At 44.8% G+C, this 16,512-nt stretch carries 17 protein-coding genes; 2 read left to right on the top strand and 15 right to left on the bottom strand.

The window, feature by feature from the left end; all coding sequences use genetic code 11:
• Window positions 1-4: 4 nt before the first annotated feature.
• The 11 genes from BLS14_RS04950 to BLS14_RS04900 form a co-directional block, all read right to left on the bottom strand.
• Entirely contained in the window at window positions 5-811 is an 807-nt protein-coding gene (locus tag BLS14_RS04950) for a D-alanyl-D-alanine carboxypeptidase family protein (RefSeq protein WP_090949845.1), read from the bottom strand.
• Entirely contained in the window at window positions 777-1,931 is a 1,155-nt protein-coding gene (gene alr, locus BLS14_RS04945) for an alanine racemase (protein ID WP_090949843.1), read from the bottom strand. The genes BLS14_RS04950 and alr overlap by 35 nt, the downstream gene beginning before the upstream one ends.
• A 248-nt stretch (window positions 1,932-2,179) precedes the next feature.
• Entirely contained in the window at window positions 2,180-3,031 is an 852-nt protein-coding gene (locus tag BLS14_RS04940; RefSeq protein WP_090949841.1) for a hypothetical protein, read from the bottom strand.
• Window positions 3,028-3,552, bottom strand: a complete 525-nt coding sequence (locus BLS14_RS04935) for a sigma-70 family RNA polymerase sigma factor (RefSeq protein ID WP_090806217.1) — start codon at window positions 3,550-3,552, stop codon at window positions 3,028-3,030. The genes BLS14_RS04940 and BLS14_RS04935 overlap by 4 nt, the downstream gene beginning before the upstream one ends.
• A gap of 236 nt (window positions 3,553-3,788) precedes the next feature.
• A complete protein-coding gene (locus BLS14_RS04930) occupies window positions 3,789-5,150 on the bottom strand; it encodes an LLM class flavin-dependent oxidoreductase (RefSeq protein ID WP_090949839.1) in 1,362 nt (453 codons plus the stop codon).
• A 32-nt stretch (window positions 5,151-5,182) separates the two neighbouring features.
• Window positions 5,183-5,995 carry an ABC transporter permease gene (locus tag BLS14_RS04925; protein ID WP_090949837.1) on the bottom strand — a complete coding sequence of 271 codons (813 nt, stop codon included), beginning with the start codon at window positions 5,993-5,995 and terminating at the stop codon, window positions 5,183-5,185.
• Window positions 5,992-6,837 (bottom strand): ABC transporter permease, encoded by an 846-nt coding sequence (locus tag BLS14_RS04920; protein ID WP_072733481.1) that lies wholly within the window; start codon window positions 6,835-6,837, stop codon window positions 5,992-5,994. The genes BLS14_RS04925 and BLS14_RS04920 overlap by 4 nt, the downstream gene beginning before the upstream one ends.
• Window positions 6,838-6,878: 41 nt before the next feature.
• Complete coding sequence (locus tag BLS14_RS04915; RefSeq protein WP_090949835.1) at window positions 6,879-7,889, bottom strand: aliphatic sulfonate ABC transporter substrate-binding protein; 1,011 nt, start codon at window positions 7,887-7,889, stop codon at window positions 6,879-6,881.
• Window positions 7,890-7,943: 54 nt separating this feature from the next.
• Window positions 7,944-8,720 carry an ABC transporter ATP-binding protein gene (locus BLS14_RS04910; protein WP_079696121.1) on the bottom strand — a complete coding sequence of 259 codons (777 nt, stop codon included), beginning with the start codon at window positions 8,718-8,720 and terminating at the stop codon, window positions 7,944-7,946.
• A 182-nt stretch (window positions 8,721-8,902) separates the two neighbouring features.
• Window positions 8,903-9,577 (bottom strand): TetR/AcrR family transcriptional regulator, encoded by a 675-nt coding sequence (locus BLS14_RS04905; protein WP_064638507.1) that lies wholly within the window; start codon window positions 9,575-9,577, stop codon window positions 8,903-8,905.
• A gap of 50 nt (window positions 9,578-9,627) precedes the next feature.
• On the bottom strand, window positions 9,628-10,857 hold the full coding sequence (locus BLS14_RS04900) for an aminopeptidase (protein ID WP_371121426.1): 1,230 nt from the start codon (window positions 10,855-10,857) through the stop codon (window positions 9,628-9,630).
• Between the two features lie 305 nt (window positions 10,858-11,162).
• Between BLS14_RS04900 and BLS14_RS32460 the strand changes: the two genes are divergently transcribed.
• The gene (locus BLS14_RS32460) at window positions 11,163-11,303 is read left to right on the top strand and encodes a hypothetical protein (protein WP_157258453.1); all 141 of its coding nucleotides are present in this window, start codon (window positions 11,163-11,165) and stop codon (window positions 11,301-11,303) included.
• Window positions 11,304-11,535: 232 nt separating this feature from the next.
• Window positions 11,536-12,810 carry a stalk domain-containing protein gene (locus tag BLS14_RS04890; protein ID WP_090949829.1) on the top strand — a complete coding sequence of 425 codons (1,275 nt, stop codon included), beginning with the start codon at window positions 11,536-11,538 and terminating at the stop codon, window positions 12,808-12,810.
• A 105-nt stretch (window positions 12,811-12,915) separates the two neighbouring features.
• On the opposite strand, the gene BLS14_RS04885 is transcribed toward BLS14_RS04890, so the two are convergent.
• From BLS14_RS04885 to BLS14_RS04870, 4 genes are all read right to left on the bottom strand, one after another.
• Window positions 12,916-13,416, bottom strand: coding sequence for a GNAT family N-acetyltransferase (locus BLS14_RS04885; protein WP_090949827.1), 501 nt, complete (start codon window positions 13,414-13,416; stop codon window positions 12,916-12,918).
• A gap of 212 nt (window positions 13,417-13,628) precedes the next feature.
• On the bottom strand, window positions 13,629-13,937 hold the full coding sequence (locus tag BLS14_RS04880) for a hypothetical protein (protein ID WP_090949825.1): 309 nt from the start codon (window positions 13,935-13,937) through the stop codon (window positions 13,629-13,631).
• A gap of 15 nt (window positions 13,938-13,952) precedes the next feature.
• Complete coding sequence (locus tag BLS14_RS04875) at window positions 13,953-15,137, bottom strand: aminotransferase-like domain-containing protein (RefSeq protein ID WP_063565097.1); 1,185 nt, start codon at window positions 15,135-15,137, stop codon at window positions 13,953-13,955.
• A gap of 191 nt (window positions 15,138-15,328) precedes the next feature.
• A complete protein-coding gene (locus BLS14_RS04870; protein ID WP_256336149.1) occupies window positions 15,329-16,483 on the bottom strand; it encodes an NAD(P)/FAD-dependent oxidoreductase in 1,155 nt (384 codons plus the stop codon).
• Between the last annotated feature and the right edge of the window lie 29 nt (window positions 16,484-16,512).

Below are 16,512 nucleotides of genomic sequence, written 5' to 3'. Positions count from 1 at the left end.
TAACTTAATTTTTGGAGAAAGTCGTAACAATGAATCCTTCACGATTCGTCCCTGATATGCGATAAGAATCACAGCTCAAGATCGGGATATGGCTAGATGTCCCTTTATCCGCGGAAACATAATATATCTGGATTGTCATGTCCTTTTCTTTAATTGTAAGCTGCTCTCCAGAGTACCGATATTGCTGTACAAAATCGATGTACTCCTCTAAACATAGCTTGTTTTCTTCCATGATTTTGGAATGGGGATATCCTACATATCTAAAATGCCAGGGCTCAAAAGCAATACGAGTGATCGATTCTTTTTCTTGTTTATATCGAAGGATAAAACCGAATTGTATGGCATGTTGTCTGAAGGACTTGTAAATGCCCGTGTCCGGAAAGGAAGGAGCAATAAAATCGATATTCGATTTCAATTTACCCACATCGATAGCCAACCCCGTTTGGTGTTCAATATGGTCAGGCAAGGCAACGTATTTGGAAGTATATTCCGAACCCTGTTCTATCAAACAATCTTGATAGATCTGGACTTGATCTTCTTTTGTTCGATATGCGCTGACGGCGACAATTTCATCCGTCCCCCCACAAGCTTTAAGCAGAGCATGAAATTGATTGAAACACTGCTTCTCCAGAAGCATCTCCTTATTTAACTTCTTTATTGAAGGCAAGGAATCCAGTGACTCTAGTTGATGGACTTGTACTTGCCTTCTGATTGGGTTTTGATCATTTATTAACACTAAGTGTCCTTGAAACCGTTCTTCGTTACTTACGCTGATTTCAATATGTTTTTGTACGACTTCCCGTGATTTCATGATGAACTTCCCCACCTTCTTTATAAATTCGTAACACTCTGTCCGTGATGGAACTCGTTATTTCTTGAGAGACACCACCGATATGATTGGCCAGTACCTGAATCGGAATTTCCTGCTCACCTGAATAGCCAATGAAGGTCACCTTTGATCCTTCCGGAAAATACATGGGAAGCTTGACCATCAATTGATCCATGGAGATTTTCCCTATAATTTCTGCACGAACCCCTTCCACCAACACCTCCGTATTTTGCATTCTCTGCGACCATCCATCGGCATAGCCGATAGGCACTGTTCCGATCCATTGATCTGAGTCTGTTTGATACGCATTGTTGTAGCCCACATATTCGCCTTTTTTTAATCTTTTCGTTTGCAAGAGTCTACTGTGTAAACTGAATGCTGGCTTTAGTTGGATGTTAGGCACTAATTTTTCCGGATAAAAGCCATAGATTGCAGCTCCTATTCGAGCCATATCCATGCACAATTCCGGAAATCGAAGTGCTGCCACACCTCCCGCACAGTGATAATGATTGATTGGAATCCGTGACATACTGCTCCACTCTTTCATTTCCAGGAAGCGTTGAATCTGAAACTGTAGATAACGGTTGTCTGCCTCGCCTGCTGTCGCGAAATGAGTATAGAAACCGTCGACTACTACATCTGGTGCTATGAGCCACGGAACCATTTCAAGCCACTCTTCTTTTGTGCGTATACCGATTCGCCCAAGTCCAGTATCCATTTTCACATGCACAGATAACTTATGCATGGTGTGAACAGGCTTGTATTTTCTCATCTCCTGAAACCAAGACGCTTGTGTAACGGTAAGCATCAAATTATGTTCCAGAGCCAAAGGTACAAGTTCAGGACGAATCGGAGTCAAAATAAGAATCGGTTGTTTTAAGCCCGCATTCCTTAGGCGGATGGCTTCTTCAATGAAGGCACACGCTAAATAATCCGCGCCTGCCTCTACTGCTTCTTTGCTCGTCTCGATATCTCCATGGCCGTATGCATTTGCTTTAACAACGGCCATTAGTTTGGTCGAACGTGGTAGAAATTTGCGGATCTCTATGATATTTTTGCGAATTTGCGTTAAATCTATTTCAGCCCAAGTATCTCGGTACATCCGAATGATCTCCTCAACCGAATAGATAGCTTGTTTTTACTTAATATTTTCAGTAGATCCGCATATGCACTTTTCATTGTTTGGCCTCCTAAAGGTGTGAATGTAGTGCGTTGAATTGTTTTAAGTGTATATTAAGGCCACTTCAGCTCCTATCGATCAAACTTACACAATACTGACAACGATGTAAGATTACACATCTCCACATCTCATAGTTACAAAAAAAGCCTGCGCTGGGCAGGCTTCTTCCATTATTGAGGATTTTCATTACTCATCCAGCTGTCGACATGCAGTGGTTCACTGTATTCTTCTCGGTCAGTAAATTCTTTCAGGTGTTTCTCTGCATCTGCCCGGTTATCGAAGGCACCCATAACGACGGTGAATTTTCCATTTTGGGTCTGCACAACGCTGCTGCCATCGGCAGAATACTGTTCAGCCAACATAGCCAATGCTTCACCCTGCTCCATGTCTTCGCTCCGTACGAAGAAAAGTTTATGCGACTGCGTTGACTTCCCGTCGGAAGAAAGCTTCAATTGAATATATCCAGGCTGCTGATACTCTGACACGGAATAATCGACATCATCCTTAAGTTCAACCACAAAGCCAATCGCGGAATCATCCAAAATGATATTTTGATAGACATCTTTTACATTCTTAAGTGCTTTAATATCCTTCTCCAACTTGTCATAATCCAGATGACGTACCCCATTGAAGGTGAAGATCAGACGATTCGGCCCTTCTTTGTGATCCACAGTATACGATGGAGCAGAGGTGATCTGTTCACCATCGATCTGAAAATTAATGTTTAGTGTATCCGATTCTTTGGTCGTTGTAACCGAAACCCCATCTGTGCGCTCCCCGCCACCACCAACTTGCAAAATTTTGACGACAGAACCTATAACAGGTACATCGGATAATGCCTTGGCTACACCTGGAACGTTAGCTGTTATCATCACTGCAGCACAGGCAGCAACCAGGGATGAACTACGCCAGATCATCATTTTTCTACGCTTTTGGTTTCGTGCGCGCTGCCGGGCTTGCTGAATAACTCCGGAAAGGCCGGATGGGATATTGATCTGTTCATATCGTTCTTTTCCTGTCATGTAAAATCAACCTCTTCCTTGGTCAGATGTTTTTTGAGTTTGTTTAAGATCTTATAGAACCTAGTCTTCACCGTGCTTTCCGGCAGGGACAGTACCTCCGCCATATCCTTGAATCGCTGATCTTGGAAAAATTTCAAAACGATAAATGCCCTATCTTCGGGATGCAGATGATCAAGTGCTTCGTATAAATCCCATTGCTCTTCAAGCCCCATGGGACTCTCTTCGGCTGCAAACGGTATTGTACTGTCTTCCATATACGTGTATTTCTTCTTTCGTCTGATGTGATCCAGAGAACAGTTGATGACGATCCGGGTCATCCAGGTTTCAAAATAATCAGGACTTTTCACTTTTTCATAAGATAGAAAACCTTTATAAGATGCCTCAGATATAATTTCCAAGGCTTCCTGTTCATTTTTCACATAAGAGAACGCGAAGCGATAAAGCTTTTCTTTACATGCCTCCAGACGATCACTGAACTGCTGTTCAGTTAGTGCTGTACTTTCCTTACTCAGTTTGTCCACCCCCGTTGCGACTGTATATTTTGATTATTGCCGCATTTTTAATAAAGCTTACTTTGTATGTTGTTTCGCATGTTAGACAGCTGAGAGTCGAAAATAGTTTTAAAGAAATGAATTTTTTTATTTGGGAACAAGAACTTATATCGTCCCAAACGAAAAAAAGCCGCCAATAGGCGACTTCTTTCCTCTTTCTTCATTAGGAAGACCAGCAATTGAAAATCAGACTGAAACAGGTGTTTTCATATTGTTATGGAGGTCTTATCTAACGTCTTCTCTTTTTGAAAATGTCTTATACCCGGGCGATCCAGCCCAAGATGATCACGAAGCGTGCTGCCCGTATAATCCGTGCGGAAGAGTCCACGTGCTTGAAGAATCGGCACCACATGATCCACAAATTCATTCAAATCTCCCGGCAGAACAGGTGGCATGATGTTAAATCCGTCGCAACCATATTCTTCAAACCATTGTTGCATCAAATCAGCCAGTTGTTCATAGGTCCCCACAAACTGCATGTGCCCTCTTGCCCCTATCAGCCTCCGACCCAGCTCAACAATGGACAACTTATCTTTTCGTGCCATGTCCATAATCAGCTGTACCCGGCTTTTCATGCCATTGGAAGCTTCCACGGGATCAGGAATGTCAGGCAGTTGGCCTTCGACAGGATATTCCGAAAGGTCAAACTTAAGCATCCCGGATAACATACCAACTGCAGCCGCCGGAGGGATCAACTCCTGCAGTTCTTGATATTTCCTCTGAGCTTCCTCCTCCGTCTTACCCAGAATCGGTGATAAACCAGGCATTATTTTCATACTGCTTTGTTCGCGTCCATATAGAGCGAGTTTGGATTTGACGTTATTATAGAACTCTTTCGCAGCATTCAGAGACTGTTGGGCCGTGAAAATCACTTCACCATAGTTGGCAGCAAAATCCTGTCCCGGTCCGGATGATCCAGCTTGGATGAGTACAGGGTATCCTTGCGGCGAACGAGGTACATTGATCGTACCTTGGGTGGAATACCACTGCCCTTTATATGAAACTTCCTTTAATTTAGATGGGTCCGCAAATAGTCCAGCCTGCCGATCCACAATTAAGGAGTGATCTTCCCAACTATCCCAGAGCAGAGTGGCTACTTCGACAAATTCCCGCGCCATTTTATATCGAAGCCCATGCTCAGGATGCTCTGTTCGTCCATAGTTATTTGCTTCAACATCCAATTGGGAGGTCACGATGTTCCATCCTGCGCGTCCTTCACTGATATGGTCCAATGTGGCAAATTTTCGAGCTACGTTATACGGCTCGTTATAGGTAGTCGATACCGTGGCGGTCAAACCCAGCTTTTCTGTATCCGTAGCCAATGCCGACAGGAGCGTTAGCGGGTCCAGCATCCCTGCAGCCGATTGATCAGCACCCATTACATAGAGAAGATCAGCCAGAAACATCATATCAAACTTGCCTCGTTCAGCTGTCTGTGCGATGGATCGGTAAAATTTATAATCAAAAATCTGTTCAGCTCCTGAATCCGAGCGGCGCCAGCCATAGTGATGATGACCTGTATAATAAATGAATGCCCCTAGATGAAGCTGCTCTTGTCTAGTCCCCATATATATCTTCCCTTCTTGTTTCCATTTTTGGATTATCCCTTGAACGTATCTCGCCAGCTTAGCGATCTGTCTTCAAGCAGTCGCACAGCCGAATCCGAGAGCTTGCCTACAACCGCAAAGACTAAAATACCGACAAATACAATATCCGTTTGTGAGTAAGCACGAGCATCCTGTATCATGTAGCCGACGCCTGCACTGGTTCCCATCATTTCAGCCACAACAAGGACTAGCCACGCCGCGCCCAAAGACAGTCTCACTCCTAGCAGAATATTAGGAAGTGCCGCAGGGATAATGAGCTTGCCAAGTAGCTCCCATCTTGAATACTGGTAAATCCGGGAGACTTCAATCAGCTTCATATCAACGTTTCGTATACCGAGAAATGTATTCACATAAACAGGAAAAAACGCACCTAGCGAGATCATTAGAATTTTTGAAAACTCTCCTACACCAAACCATAAAATGAATAATGGAATGAGGGAAAGAAGCGGGATCATCCGCAGCATTTGTAATGAGGGGTCAAGTGTGCGCTCCGCTAATTTCCCAAGCCCTGTAGATAGACCAAGCATGAGCCCGGTAGCTGTTCCAAGCAGAAAACCCAAGCCCGCTCGATAGGAGCTGATCCCGAGATGTTCCAGCAACTCGCCGTTCAAGATTAGACGGATGAACTGCTCTGCAATCTTGGAAGGAGCAGGTAGCATGGTCGCTGAAACCAGCTGAAGGGCAGAAGCCAATTCCCAGATGAGGAGAATAGCCAACGGAATAATCCACCCGTGAAGACGACCCGGAATTCTGCTCAGCCAATCTCCTGCTCGTTCGGTTTGTTTACCAATCTCCAGCTTGCTCATTTTGCTTCTTCTCCTTTAAAACCGTCTTGCCACCGTAGTGCTCTCGCCTCCAGAAGCTTAATGATGGAATCTGACAGTTTGCCGACGACAGCAAAAACAATGATTCCCACGAACACTACAGTGGTGAGTGAGAACGATCTAGCATCATTGATCAGATATCCCAAGCCTGCACTAGAACCCATCAATTCGGCAACGACCAGACCCAGCCAGGCGACACTGACGGATAAACGTATCCCCAGAAAGATATTCGGCAGAGATGCTGGAAGAATTAACTTCGTGATCATCTGCCATTTGCTGAATTGCAGCACCTTTCCTACGTCAAATAACTTGCTGTCAACGGATCGGATACCCAGAAAAGTATTAACATACAGTGGAAAGAAAGAGCCTTTGGCTATCAGCAGCAATTTTGAAGTTTCACCGAAACCGAACCACAAAATGAACAAGGGGGCAATGGCCAAGTGCGGCAGCGTCCGCAGCATTTGAAAAGAAGGGTCCAACAGTCGCTCTGTCTTGTAAGAAAATCCGACCCACAAGCCCATGCTTAGACCAAGACCGCCTCCGATTAGAAAACCAAGTAGAGCTCTCCACGTCGATATGCCCAAATGCCTCACAAGTTCACCCGTCTCCGTCATGCTGACAAGCTCTTTCCATATGCTGCTTGGCGTTGGAAGCAGCACCGGGTTCAAATACCCCATAGCCCCGGCTACCTCCCACACGATTAACAAAGACACCGGAACGATAAGCCCTAGTACCATATTGCTAGCTCTTAAGTAAAGCTTTCTCCTCTTAACCGAATTCTTCTTTTGAATTAAAGGCGGGATAACCGCCTTTTCCGCACGCATTTGCATCTAGTGAACGCCTCTCTTCTATAGGGTCATTATGTTTATTTCAGTGGATCCTTGAGAGCTGCGTCGATATATTGATTGTCCGTTATAGTTTTGATCACAACCTGATTCCGAATGTTCTTCACTTTATATTGAAAATCCGCTGTTTGCTGCATTTCATCTACGATATCTTCATTAACTGGCGTGTTAATCATCCGGGAACGTTCGAATGTCCCACTAATAACACTGGCAGGAACATTACGTTCAGCTGCATATCTGTCGATCGCTTCGGTTTCATGCTCGCTTTCCCACTTCAATGCTTTATTAACTACCTTCAAGTACAGAGTAACAAGCTCTGGATGCTCCTCTGCAAAATCAGATCCCGCGATCGTAAACGAAGGAGACAATACGCCAAGCTGCTCTCCGTCAGACAACACTTTTCCTTTTCCCGTTAAGGTATTAAGTGTAATGTAAGGGTCCCATGTCGCCCAGGCATCCACACTGCCGGTTTCAAACGCAGACTGTGTCTCGTCGGGCTGTAGCTGAATGATTTCAAAATCTTTATCTGTTAAACCGGACTTCTCCAAGCCACGGTATAGAAAGTTATATGCATTGCTTCCTTTTGTCACGGCAATCTTCTTGCCTTTCAAGTCACTAAGTGACTTGGCGGTACTACCGGCAGGTACAATAATTGCAACGTTATTTTTTCCGTCTAGAACTTGCGATACGATTTTGAAAGGAATATTCGCTGCTTGTGCTGCGATAATTGGCATGTTCCCAAGGCTGGCGATATCCAGCTTATTGGAAGCAATAGCCTCTGTCATGGGCGGTCCGCTCTGAAACTCAATCCACTCCACTTTGGCCCCTGTTTTTTCAAATTCTTGTTCAAACCATTTTTCTTCACGTGCTTTACCGAATAAGCCCCCACTTCCCTGAATCCCAATTTTGACGGTTACATTTTGTCTCTTGCCTGAACCACTTGCGTTTTCATTTGAACTTTTGAATGCACAAGCCATAGTCAATAAAGACAACGCGAGCACCATAACAAGAACTAGATGAGATTTTTTCATATAAACCACTCTCCCTTTAATATGCTGTACATTCTTCTTATCCTTTGGACAATGCTATATACCGCCGCCTACATCATATAAAGGCTCATCCACTTTTTCGAACTCATTTAATACCAGTCTCCGCATCTCCTGAAATGCACTGCTTGATCTTTTTCGAGGAAAAGGTAAATCAATCGAGAGAATACTCCGAATATGACCTGGACGCGGATTCATAATGACGACTCGTTCCCCTAGGAAGACGGCTTCATCGAGATCGTGGGTTACAAACAACATTGTTGTTCCATTGCGTTGCCAAATATCAAGCAGTACTTCCTGCAAATGAGACCGAGTAAATGCGTCGAGCGCTCCAAAAGGCTCATCCAGCAACAATACATCCGGGTTACGCAGCAAAGCTCTGGCAATGGCGACGCGCTGTGCCATACCTCCTGACAATTCACGAGGATATGATTTTTCAAACCCTTTTAAACGGACCAGTTCAATTAGTTCCTCCACCTTTCGGCGGACATTCGGATCTCTAAGAGAGAGATTGGCTGCAATGTTTTTCTCCACCGTTAACCATGGAAATAGCCGTGGCTCTTGAAAAATGAATCCTTTCTCTATGCTGGGGCCTGCAATCGGTTTGCCGTTGAGCAACACGGTTCCCGTATACTGTGTATCTAAGCCAGCCACAATTTTAAGCAAAGTACTTTTTCCACATCCGCTCGGACCAATGATAGTTACTAATTCACCTTTTCGAACTTTGAGCTGAATGTTGTTTAACGCAATGATTTCGCCTACAGGGGCGACAAACGTTTTGTTCAGGTCACTGATCATAAGCATATCCCCAGACATTAAAGACACCCTTTCACATTTAATCAATAATACTTACATGTTTACTTGGTTTTGAGGCAAAAAAAAGAGATTTACCCCTTTCCACTGCAAATGAAGCGGGGCAGTGTAAATCTCTACGATTGCAAATCAACAAAGTGAATTTTGGTTCGTTTTGTTATACGATATATTACCAATACCATTTCTTACCTGTCAAACATTTTTTTATTTATGTAACTTAAATCGTTATTCCCTTCAAATAGACCAGCGGTTGATACCACTGTTTCTGGTTCCATAAAAAGTCGAACAATTTTTTGGGGGTCAATATCTACTTGTATTTCATAACCGGGAGCGAGCTGCAAGGTCAGACCTTGAATCAGACTTACAAAATAAAATGCAAGTTGTCGAATATCTCCTTGTATGATGCCGCCCGCCTCCTGTCCTTGGCGAAAAATCTCTGCCAAAGGTTCCAGATTGTCCGTAAATCTCTGGGTTGCAGCTTGTTTTATTTCAGTGCTGACGGCATGATTTGTTCGTATACTTTGGAGCATGATGGTGAAGGCCCAGTTACTCTCGTTTGATAACCACCCTTTGCTAATCTCGAATAGTTTTTCACGAGGATCTATATCCATGTCTGCTATTTGTGCAATAGTCCTCCCATACATCGTTTGTCCTCGACGCAGAACCTCACTGAAAATTTCGTCCTTCGAAGTAAAGTAGGTATAGATATTGCCTACGCTAAGTTTTGCTTCCTTGGCAATATCTTTAATATTGGTTGAATCAATCCCACGTTTCGCCATGGTTTGTAAGGCTGAATTTAGGATATGCTCAATGCGTTCCTTTCTCATTTGTTGGTCCTTCAGAATGTTTCTGGGTGACATTTGAATCCTCCTCCGTTTTATTACCAATTATTGATCTATGATTATTAATTCTACGCCCAGTTACCGTTACGAAACACAGGTTCCAAGCCACCATTTGCAAGTTCTCCGTCAATGTCCATATTAGCCGATCCAATCATAAAATCGACATGAATGAGGCTTGAGTTGACACCGTTTGCCGCCTTTTCCACTTCAGTCATTTCGTTCCCTCCCTCAAGACAGAATGGATAAGCATTACCGATCGCGAGATGGTTGGATGCATTTTCGTCAAAGAGAGAGTTGTAAAAAACAAGCCCTGATTCTGAAATCGGGGAATGATGCGGCACCAACGCAATCTCGCCCAGATAGGCCGCACCTTCGTCGATGCTAATTAATCTTTTTAGCACCTCAAGCCCTTGCGTTGCTTGAATATTAATAATTTTCCCGTTTTCAAACGTCAAGGAGAAATCATCAATTAGATATCCTTCATAACTTAGGGGCTTAGTACTGCGAACCGTGCCGTTCACCCCCTGCTTTAACGGGGCAGTCCATACTTCTTCTGACGGAATGTTTGCCAAAAATGAAACACCCTTTTCATTAATGTTATCTGCATCACTAACCCAGATATGTTTAGGCGACAATTCTATCCGCAGATCCGTACCAGGTCCACGGTATCGCAGTGCTCGATACTTTTTACGATTAAGCTGATCCGTCTTGTTTCTAAGCAGCTCAAGATGTGTCTTCCATGCCTCAACGGGATCAGCCGAATTAATCCGCGTAACGTTAAAGATAGCTTCCCACATCGTATCAATCAAATGCTCCTCGACAACATGAGGAAACACCTTGGAAGCCCAAGCCATTGATGGAACCGTAACTATAGACCAACTGACCTTGTTGGACATGCCGTAGCTGCGAAATTTGGCTAATGCCTTACCTTTGGATGCATTCAGATTCATGATCCGCTGTGGATCTATTCCATGCAGAAGATCGGAATTGGGTGCCGTGATCGTCAAGAAAGCAGCATTATTTTCGGCAAAAGTCTCCCAACCGGCTGCACGGAACACCGGATATTCGTGGAACACCGAATCAGGAGCAAGTTCATATTTTAAACGCGTAATCTCATCGTCGTTCCACTCGATATAGACATCATGAGCGCCGGCCTCATAAGCATGTTTCACAACAAGTCGAACAAACGGAGCAGCCGATATTGGCGCGGTTATGACAAGCGTTTGTCCCCTCTGAACATGAACACCCACGTTGACCACGAGTGCTGCGTAACGCTCTAATTTTTCACGGAAGTCCAATAGCATTCTCCTCCTCCTGACTAAAATTAATATCGCTGGTTTAATTATTACTCTTCATAATATCATTCGTTAATATTCCAGCCTATGATTTACTACCCTGCCAATATAAATCCTTCGAACTAAATAGAAAATCAGAAGTTTCTGTCCGAAGGGACAATTATTGCTCCGCCCATTTAATCCAACAATTAGGCGTATACATAAGTATACAGAGCATGATTAACATATGTTGAAATAAAATTGATTCTCGGGGTGACGTCGTGGCCAAAGGCAAAAGAAATAACCTGATGAATGAGGAGCTAACTTCCTTGGAATTAGCTAAAATCGGACTAACGTTAAACGTGATCGGGGATATACTTGGTTATTTCTCGATCCTCAAAGCGGAGGAAGAAGCAGCGAATCTGGCTGCCGATACGAATAAAATGGGTAATACCACAGCTGTAAAATGAGCATTCAACTTCCTCTGATTTCATTCCCTTTAAGAATAAAAAAATGGAAATGCGATTATGCGCAAAGAAACCGAAATTGTACGAATTTCCGTTTCTTTGCGTATTTACTTCAACCCATCATATCTTGTAATTGGAACTCTATGAAAATTTTGCTATACTATTTTATGCTAGATTACGATTCAGATGAGATGCAATTCTACTATATTTGATGAGTTGGAGGAATGCAAAAAACATGTTACATACACGAATAGGAAAGACTGCTGCTGCCACTATTCTTGCCATATCCTTACTCGGAACCACTGCAAACCTTAATGATGCCTATGCTGCACCGGCCATTTCGGTCTTGCTAGATGATGTTCCTCTGAAATTCGATGCAGCCCCTCTGATTGATAAAGGTGTTACCTATGTCCCTTTCCGGACGGTTGGCGAAGCCCTGGGAATTAGCATTACATGGAACAGTAAGGCGCAAACCGTGAAAGCGATTGGAAAGGTAAAAGGTCAAGCGACAGAAGTCCTTCTTCAAGTGGGAAGCACCACAGCAACCGTCAATGGAGAAAAAGTTAAGCTCGCAGCGCCACCCGTTCAGCGGGAAGGTCGTGTGCTTATTCCACTTAGTTCGTTCAGTAGTCAGTTCGGTGTTAATGTAGGCTGGAACCAGTCAACTCGTACCGTCTCTCTTGTTTCACCTCAACGTGAAATGCATTTGAGAGCCTTCTATGCGCTGCAATCCTATAAGGAAATCGATTTGGTACCATCCATGAACTCCGTCGCTTTTAGCTGGAGTCGCATCGATCGTGAAGGTCAATTTACGCTTCAGGGTGATGAGTATCAAATTCCTGCTGCTGCCGGTGACGTTACACCTAAATCCATCGTTGCTGATGCAGCGAAACAGAGTATTAAACCGTATCTTATGGTTTATTCTTTGGATGGAAACGGGGAACTGACCAAGGTGTTGAGTGACAGCAGCATGCGCCAGAAGTCCATTGAGGGCATAACTGCTGCCATAGCTGAGAATGGTTTTGGAGGGGTTGTTCTTGATTTTGAAGGACTAGGTTTTAAGCTAGACGCAGTAGAGCAGCAGAAGCTGCTGAACAATTATGTCAAACAATTGAAGGATTCCTTGCCTAAAGACATCGCTTTATCTTTGGCTGTACCTCCATTAAATAGTGCATATAAAGGCTATGATTACAAAACGCTCGCTTCGTTGGCAGACGACATCATCATTATGGCTTACCAATATAATCCGGTCGGCACCAAATCGCAGGTTCCTGAGCCAAACAGTCTTGTGGATCAGGCCATCCAGCTTGCGTTAGATGCTGGCGTTTCCAAACAAAAGCTTTTGCTCGGTATTAGCTTAAATAGTGAAACCTCATCTTCCATAGATGATAAACTGGGTCTTGCCAAGCGGTATGATCTAAAAGGGGCAGCCTTTTGGCGCCTTGGCTTATTCCGTACCTACAATAATCAGATGGAAGACGCTGTAAATGCCTCTGTTATAAAAGAGTAAATAATTTAGATATTCTTGATTCCATAACTTTTCACACACCAAAAAAACGAACCGAAATCTCTGGCTGTTGACAAGAGATTTCGGTTCGTTTGTTATAGATGATATCTATGCGTTCAATGAGGAGTGTTCGTTTCTGTGGGTTGCACTGAGTGCCAGATCTTTCTGATAAGCAAGCACTCGATCCCAATCCCCGTGAAAAATCGGTATCCGATAGTACCCAACTCTTTCATAAAGGGCCGCCGCCTCAGGCTGCTTGGGGCCAGTCTGCAGCTTCAGATTGGTGTAGCCGAATTCGAGCGCAAGACGTTCTGCTTCGGCCAGAATGGCCTGGGCCACACCTTTACGACGGAAATCCGAACGTGTATACATACGCTTGACCTCCACAGATGTATCATCAAGGGGCCTGATGGCTCCGCAGCCTACCGGATATCCATCCAAACGCGCGACAATAAAGGCTGCTCGCGGTGTCTCCACATCGGATGGCTGAAATCCCGCTGTCCCATCGCCGCCATATAACAATCCCAGTTCTTCGCTTAGCTCCTTGATTAAAAGTTCCGAATCCTCGCTTCGAATATCTTCGGCGGCAGCAAGTACGATCGACGACATTGCGTAAAACCCCTTTCCCTCATTGGATTTATTGGATTTTGTGATTTATATAAATTATCACGAACAGGTCCTAAGCGTCAATTCCCCATCGATTGAATATTTCAATAAGCAAACTGACGAATAGATTCAGAGCAAAAAAGTCGCCAGATTGGCGACTCTCCCGACACTTTTATGGTTACAATTGGACGGATGACTTCATTCCAAGCCTCTGCTTACCCTTCAACCACATCGGCTCGCAAATCCGTTGCAACTTCAATCATTTGCGGAACGACAGCTTCGTTGACAATGGCAACATACAGATCTCCCATATACAGACGAAATGGAATCTGCAGGTTCTCATACGTCCACATGAAGAAATCCCCATCGATGGACATGACGCTCTCCGGTCCCTGGACGGTAAGAACAGGTGAGTACGTGAAGTCCGGTTTGGATACAAAATACTGTTTGCATTCTTCCAAGGATATGGATTGCTCCTCGTTATTTTCTTGCATGGATCGAGTGATCCGAAAACGTTGATTCATGAAATATGCCTCCAATTAGAATTTGTGCAGAACCTGTCCCAGAATTTCGATGCCCTTCACAATTTGCTCATCGGAAGGTGTTGAGAAATTAAGTCTGATGGCATTGCAGGGTTCGTTCTCATCGACGAGAAAAGCTGTTCCCGGAACAACCGCTACACCTTCCGCAGCAGCTGTTTTGGCATAATCCAGCATCGGGATATGAGCCGGCAGATCACACCAGAGGAACAGCCCTCCATCCGGTTGAGTAAAGGTAATGGACTCACCCATATGCTCCTGCAGCTTGTCAATCATCAAGGCAGACTTCCTGCGATAAATCGCACGGATACTGCTGATATGCTCTGCATAGTTATACTCAGTCATGAACTTGTGTGCCAGAATCTGCGGCAGCATGGCTGTATGTACATCCTCTCCCTGTTTGGCAACAACCATCTTCTGAACAACCTCGGAAGGTGCCAGAACATAACCAACACGCAAGCCGGCGGACAGAATCTTGGAGAAGGAACCTACGTAAATAACCAGACCTTCATCATCCATCGACTTAATTGTCGCTACATCTTCTCCACGAAACCGAAGTTCTCCGTATGGGTTATCTTCTAGAATCATAACTCCATACTTCTTGGCAAGATCATAAATTGCCTTGCGCTTCTCCAGGCTGGTGGTAAAACCTGTAGGGTTTTGGAAGCTCGGAATCACATAGATCATCTTTACATTCTGCTCAGTTTGCAGGGCATGCTCCAGCTTCCCGATATCCATACCGTCCGTCTCCATCGGAACGCCGACCAGGTTTGCACCTGAAGCCCGGAAAGAGTTCAGTGAACCGATAAAGCTCGGGCTCTCACAGATAATCGTATCGCCTTCATTGCAGAATACTTTACAAGCAAGTTCAATTCCTTGCTGTGCTCCAGATACAATGAACAGTTCATCCGATGCTTTGCCCGTGTCAAAGCCTGTCTTCAGATGTGTAGTCAATGTATCCCTCAGCGGGGCATAGCCTTCGGTAATTCCGTATTGCAGTGCTGTTACCGGGTCCTGTTCCAGAATCGATTGAGTAAATGTGCGAATCGCCTCAATAGGGAACGTCTCCGGAGCGGGATTCCCCGCAGAGAACGGAATTACATTTTGGCCCGAAGAAGCCTTCAGGATCTCACGAATGATGGATGGCTGCAATGCAGCAATCCGGTTGGAAAATGAATAGTTCATCTTAAAATAATGCCTCCCGAATTCAAATCAGACTCTTGTCTCTATAGCTACAATTAGATTCTATTATACGAGTATTTGGCAGATTTCTAAACGGTCTCGTCAAAATTGGCAAAGAAACAACAAAAAGAGGCAGGCATAAGCCGCCCCCTACTCCTACGGATTTTACTTTATGGATGTCACTTTACTGCCATCTATGATCGATGGACAAGATTGATTTCTGATAACCGTGTTGCCTTAACCAGATAAGTCGCCAGACCAGGGACCATCCGGGCCAAACCAGGATAGAATTTATTCGTTTTGGCAAAAGCCAGCTTCTGAATTCTTCGTGCACGCCGGAGCAGTCGGGAGAATTCAAGATTGGCTTCTTTCGAATACTCTTGCTGCCATTGCGTAAAGCTGATCTTCCTTTGAAGATACCTGTCAGTCCATTCAGCACACAGCAGTGAGGAACGAAGTGCAATGGACATCCCGTCACCACACAGGGGAGGGATCATCAGCATCGCATCCCCAATATGAGGATATTGGGACCACGGTTCAGGAACATTGGAAAGATGGAGTGGTGCGATCGAGACCTGTGTTCCTGGAACTGGGCTTCCCTCAGCAAGCCTCGCGGCCAATCTTTCGTTGGTTAGGGATGCTGCCTGCAAAATATCCTCTACAGACTTGCCGCTTCCCCGCACCATATCAAGGGTCAGCAATGCAGCTACATTTGCGATACCATCCTCAATCGGAGAAATGCCGACATATCCTCCCTTGCAAAAATACAGCTCTACCCGTGGCGGAATGGTGATCCCCCGATAGTGTGATTTGACACCAACATATGCTGTTTTATCCCGCAGCTCGGCTGGCGAGGTCATCCCGCGCGGCTTCTTCGAGCCATGGGCTCCAATAACGGTTTTTGCTCGATACTGAATTCGGTCATTTCCTTGTTTGGCTTCGATTTCATAGCTACAATCATCTAACTGCTGAATGTTGGTTATCGTTGCCTTCGTAACGATCTCAACGCCTGCGGCTGTAGCCTGCTCGTGTAAAATCCGATCCAGCTCATATCTGCTAATCCCATAGGCCAATCCCGGCAAAGGCGCCACGATCTCCCCGCCTTGAGGCATAATGATCTTGGCATGATCCAGCGTACTCGGCTTTATCTCTTGTTCACTAAGGTTGATCCCCAAATAATCCAGCATCTCCGTTGTCTCAGGTGACATAAATTCACCGCATGTTTTGTGACGTGGAAATTCCTGCCGATCCAGCAGCAGTGTCCGATGCCCTTGCCTGGCAAGCTGCAACGCGCAGGTACTGCCGGCAATTCCCGCTCCGATGACTATGGCATCCAATGGTGTAGACACGTAAGAACACCCGCCTTTCATTGTCCATT

Origin of the sequence: Paenibacillus sp. OK060 (assembly GCF_900101205.1) — a bacterium.
GTDB classification, from domain to species: domain Bacteria; phylum Bacillota; class Bacilli; order Paenibacillales; family Paenibacillaceae; genus Paenibacillus; species Paenibacillus marchantiae.
The sequence above is the reverse complement of the archived record's forward strand: the minus strand, read 5'-3'. Positions and strand labels throughout refer to the sequence as shown.

What these genes read in the sequence shown, in the direction of transcription:
- BLS14_RS04875 (WP_063565097.1), bottom strand. Translation starts at nt 15,137, where the DNA reads ATGAACTATTCATTTTCCAACCGGATTGCTGCATTGCAGCCATCCATC.
- BLS14_RS04885 (WP_090949827.1), bottom strand. Translation starts at nt 13,416, where the DNA reads ATGTCGTCGATCGTACTTGCTGCCGCCGAAGATATTCGAAGCGAGGAT.
- BLS14_RS04910 (WP_079696121.1), bottom strand. Translation starts at nt 8,720, where the DNA reads ATGTCTGGGGATATGCTTATGATCAGTGACCTGAACAAAACGTTTGTC.
- BLS14_RS04930 (WP_090949839.1), bottom strand. Translation starts at nt 5,150, where the DNA reads ATGGGGACTAGACAAGAGCAGCTTCATCTAGGGGCATTCATTTATTAT.
- BLS14_RS04905 (WP_064638507.1), bottom strand. Translation starts at nt 9,577, where the DNA reads ATGTCACCCAGAAACATTCTGAAGGACCAACAAATGAGAAAGGAACGC.
- BLS14_RS04890 (WP_090949829.1), top strand. Translation starts at nt 11,536, where the DNA reads ATGTTACATACACGAATAGGAAAGACTGCTGCTGCCACTATTCTTGCC.
- BLS14_RS04880 (WP_090949825.1), bottom strand. Translation starts at nt 13,937, where the DNA reads ATGAATCAACGTTTTCGGATCACTCGATCCATGCAAGAAAATAACGAG.
- BLS14_RS04950 (WP_090949845.1), bottom strand. Translation starts at nt 811, where the DNA reads ATGAAATCACGGGAAGTCGTACAAAAACATATTGAAATCAGCGTAAGT.
- BLS14_RS04925 (WP_090949837.1), bottom strand. Translation starts at nt 5,995, where the DNA reads ATGAGCAAGCTGGAGATTGGTAAACAAACCGAACGAGCAGGAGATTGG.
- alr (WP_090949843.1), bottom strand. Translation starts at nt 1,931, where the DNA reads ATGTACCGAGATACTTGGGCTGAAATAGATTTAACGCAAATTCGCAAA.
- BLS14_RS04940 (WP_090949841.1), bottom strand. Translation starts at nt 3,031, where the DNA reads ATGACAGGAAAAGAACGATATGAACAGATCAATATCCCATCCGGCCTT.
- BLS14_RS04920 (WP_072733481.1), bottom strand. Translation starts at nt 6,837, where the DNA reads ATGCGTGCGGAAAAGGCGGTTATCCCGCCTTTAATTCAAAAGAAGAAT.
- BLS14_RS04915 (WP_090949835.1), bottom strand. Translation starts at nt 7,889, where the DNA reads ATGAAAAAATCTCATCTAGTTCTTGTTATGGTGCTCGCGTTGTCTTTA.